Annotated in this window: 2 protein-coding genes and 1 rRNA gene; all 3 read left to right on the top strand. The window is 64.4% G+C overall.

Features of this window, described 5'->3' with window-relative positions:
- The first annotated feature begins 217 nt into the window (after window positions 1-217).
- A complete protein-coding gene (locus ACFVAV_RS29045) occupies window positions 218-1,066 on the top strand; it encodes an alpha/beta hydrolase (RefSeq protein ID WP_379038725.1) in 849 nt (282 codons plus the stop codon).
- Between the two features lie 70 nt (window positions 1,067-1,136).
- On the top strand, window positions 1,137-2,423 hold the full coding sequence (gene tyrS / locus ACFVAV_RS29040) for a tyrosine--tRNA ligase (RefSeq protein WP_379038724.1): 1,287 nt from the start codon (window positions 1,137-1,139) through the stop codon (window positions 2,421-2,423).
- A gap of 524 nt (window positions 2,424-2,947) precedes the next feature.
- Window positions 2,948-4,033, top strand: a 16S ribosomal RNA gene (locus tag ACFVAV_RS29035); the annotation flags it as partial.

Below are 4,033 nucleotides of genomic sequence, written 5' to 3'. Positions count from 1 at the left end.
CCGTCAACCCCCTCTTGTTTCCTTTCACCCCCCCACCACCCGCCTTGCGGCCCCACTGCGGGCCCCCGCGACAGTCGGCGTTGCCCGGACAACGGTGGTTTGTCTGCGGACACAACGTCGAGGCGCCGATCTCGTTGGCGGATCCTATGGGGCGCGGGGTGCTTGCAGTGCGACGATCGATGCCTACACGCCCGGTGCCTCTCCGCAGGAGTTGTTTGTGCTCACCTTCACCAGCAGTGACGACATCACGATCCACGTCCGGAGCTGGCTGCCCGCCGCGGCGGAACCAGTGGGCGTCGTGCAGATCGCGCACGGCATGGGTGAACACTCCGACCGCTACAGCCACCTCGCCACGACACTCGCAGGCCTCGGCTATGCCGTCTACGCCGGCGACCACCGGGGCCACGGCTACAGCATGTTCTCCGAGCCGGGGAAGCTCGGCGACGACGGCTGGAACCTGCTCGTCGCAGACCTGGTGACCCTGACCGAACTGCTGCGGGAACGCCATCCCGGGCTGCCGGTCACCCTGTTCGGGCACAGCCTCGGCTCCTTCGCGGTCCAGCAGTACATCCTCGACCACTCCGCGCTCGTCGACGAGGTGGTGCTGTGCGGGTCGACGGCGGTGGACGGGCTGTTCGACAACATCGCGGCCGCCGGCGGCGACCTGATCGCGTTCTTCAATGCCGGATTCCAGCCGACGCGCACCGACGCGGACTGGATCAGCAGCGACGAGACGCAGGTCGACGCCTACCTCGCCGATCCCTGGTGTGGCTTCGCCATCGACGAGGCCAATATGGCGCTGCTCGCGGCCACCGCCTACCAGCGCCTGAACGATCCGGGCACCGTGCGCGCCGATCTGCCGGTGTACGTGATGGTCGGCGACCAGGACCCGCTCAACGACGGCACGCGGCTGTCCGATCAGCTGGTCCAGCGCTACCGCGACGCGGGACTGACCGACATCACGTACCGGATCTACCCGGGCGCCCGCCACGAGGTGCTCAACGAGGTCAACCGGGACGAGGTCGAAGCCGACCTCGCCGCCTGGGTCACCCGCGTGCGGGTCTGAGCACGCTGTCGGCCGAACACCGCCCGACCTGCGCGCGGGCGGCGGAACGAGTACGGAAAGATGGAGCACCGTGACCGGCGACATCTTCGACGAACTGACCTGGCGCGGCCTGATCGCGCAGTCCACCGACCTGGACGAGCTGCGGGCGGCAGCCGCTGCCGCGCCGCTGACCCTGTATGCCGGCTTCGACCCCACCGCGGCCAGTCTGCACGCGGGTCACCTGGTCCCGCTGCTCGCGCTGAAGCGTTTCCAGCGGGCCGGTCACCGGCCGATCGTCCTCGCGGGCGGAGCCACCGGCCTGATCGGCGACCCCCGCGACGTCGGCGAACGCACGATGAACTCCACCGACACCGTCGCCGAGTGGGCCCAGCGCATCCGCTCCCAGCTCGAGCGTTTCGTCGACCTCGACGATTCGCCGACCGGCGCGGTGATCGCGAACAACATGGACTGGACCGGCTCGCTGTCGGCCGTCGACTTCCTGCGCGACGTCGGCAAGCACTTCTCGGTCAACGTCATGCTCGCCCGCGACACCGTCAAGCGGCGGCTCGAGGGCGACGGCATCTCCTACACCGAATTCAGCTACATGCTGCTGCAGGCCAACGACTACCTGCAGCTGCGGCGCGAATACGGCTGCACCTTGCAGGTCGGCGGCTCCGACCAGTGGGGCAACATCATCGCCGGCGTCGAGCTGAACCGCCGCGTCGACGGCGCGCACGTGCACGCGCTCACCGTTCCCCTGGTGACCTCGGCCGACGGCAAGAAATTCGGCAAGTCCACCGGCGGTGGCAGCCTATGGCTCGACCCCGAACTGACCAGCCCCTACGCCTGGTACCAGTACTTCGTGAACACCGCCGACGCCGATGTCGTCCGCTACCTGCGCTGGTTCACCTTCCTCGGCAGGGAGGAACTCGACGAGCTCGAACAGGCCACCGCGGAACGCCCGTTCGCCCGCGAGGCGCAGAAGCGCCTGGCCGCCGAGATGACCACGCTGGTGCACGGCGAAGCCGAGACCCACGCGGTGGAACTGGCGAGCCAGGCCCTGTTCGGCCGCGGTGACCTGCGCGAACTCCCGGAGTCGACGCTGGGTGCCGCCCTGCGCGAGACCGCGATCGACGGCAAGGTCGCCGAGGTCGTGCCGGGCGAACCGAACACGATTGTCGATCTGCTCGTCGCGTCCGGCCTGGCCGAGAGCAGGGGAGCGGCCCGCCGGGTGGTCAGCGAAGGCGGTGCGTCGGTGAACAACGAGCGCATCGGCGACATCGAGTGGACCCCGTCCGACGCCGACTACCTGCACGGGCAGTGGCTGGTGCTGCGCCGGGGCAAGAAGAATATGGCCGGCGTCCGACGGATAGCCTGACCTCGCCGCGGAGGCCTGAGTCACATCCGTGTGATTCAGGCCCGCCCAGCGGCCGGGCTCGACGCGCTGACCTGCGCAGATCCCGTGCTGTCCAGGCGATTTGACGCGGCGTTTTCCGGCGCGTAACTTATTGGAAGTCAGAGCGACACGGACACCAACCCGGAGCCGAGACGCTGGCCCTCAGGGCGAGCGGGCGTAGGGAGGATGGTGTGCGCCTGGCATTGCCTCACTGAGTGACCAGCGTTAAGATTGACATCGCCTGGAAGCACAGCTAGGCTGGAACAGTTGCCCTGGAGGATGCCCGGACGAGTGCCGGTGGTCCTTCTTGTGCGTGTGTTCTTTGAGAACTCAATAGTGTGTCGATGAATGTCAGTGCCAATATTATTATTGGTTCCGCTTCTCATACCCCCCGGTTGAGGAGTGGACATTTAAACAACAGCAAACTTTTGCTGGTGTTTGGCTTTGCTAGGTTTTCGGACTCTAGTTAGATATTTCTGATTCACCTTCGGGTGTTTCGAGAGTCTTCAACGGAGAGTTTGATCCTGGCTCAGGACGAACGCTGGCGGCGTGCTTAACACATGCAAGTCGAGCGGTAAGGCCCTTCGGGGTACACGAGCGGCGAACGGGTGAGTAACACGTGGGTGATCTGCCCTGTACTTCGGGATAAGCCTGGGAAACTGGGTCTAATACCGGATATGACCTTCGGATGCATGTCCGTGGGTGGAAAGATTTATCGGTACAGGATGGGCCCGCGGCCTATCAGCTTGTTGGTGGGGTAATGGCCTACCAAGGCGACGACGGGTAGCCGGCCTGAGAGGGCGACCGGCCACACTGGGACTGAGACACGGCCCAGACTCCTACGGGAGGCAGCAGTGGGGAATATTGCACAATGGGCGAAAGCCTGATGCAGCGACGCCGCGTGAGGGATGACGGCCTTCGGGTTGTAAACCTCTTTCGACAGGGACGAAGCGCAAGTGACGGTACCTGTAGAAGAAGCACCGGCCAACTACGTGCCAGCAGCCGCGGTAATACGTAGGGTGCGAGCGTTGTCCGGAATTACTGGGCGTAAAGAGCTTGTAGGCGGTTCGTCGCGTCGTTCGTGAAAACTTGGGGCTCAACCCCAAGCTTGCGGGCGATACGGGCGGACTAGAGTACTTCAGGGGAGACTGGAATTCCTGGTGTAGCGGTGAAATGCGCAGATATCAGGAGGAACACCGGTGGCGAAGGCGGGTCTCTGGGAAGTAACTGACGCTGAGAAGCGAAAGCGTGGGTAGCGAACAGGATTAGATACCCTGGTAGTCCACGCCGTAAACGGTGGGTACTAGGTGTGGGTTTCCTTCCACGGGATCCGTGCCGTAGCTAACGCATTAAGTACCCCGCCTGGGGAGTACGGCCGCAAGGCTAAAACTCAAAGGAATTGACGGGGGCCCGCACAAGCGGCGGAGCATGTGGATTAATTCGATGCAACGCGAAGAACCTTACCTGGGTTTGACATACACCGGAAACCTGCAGAGATGTAGGCCCCCTTGTGGTCGGTGTACAGGTGGTGCATGGCTGTCGTCAGCTCGTGTCGTGAGATGTTGGGTTAAGTCCCGCAACGAGCGCAACCC

The organism is Nocardia sp. NPDC057663 (genome assembly GCF_042799895.1).
Classification (GTDB): domain Bacteria; phylum Actinomycetota; class Actinomycetes; order Mycobacteriales; family Mycobacteriaceae; genus Nocardia.
Note: the sequence above shows the minus strand (reverse complement) of the source record. Positions and strands in the feature narration are given on the sequence as shown.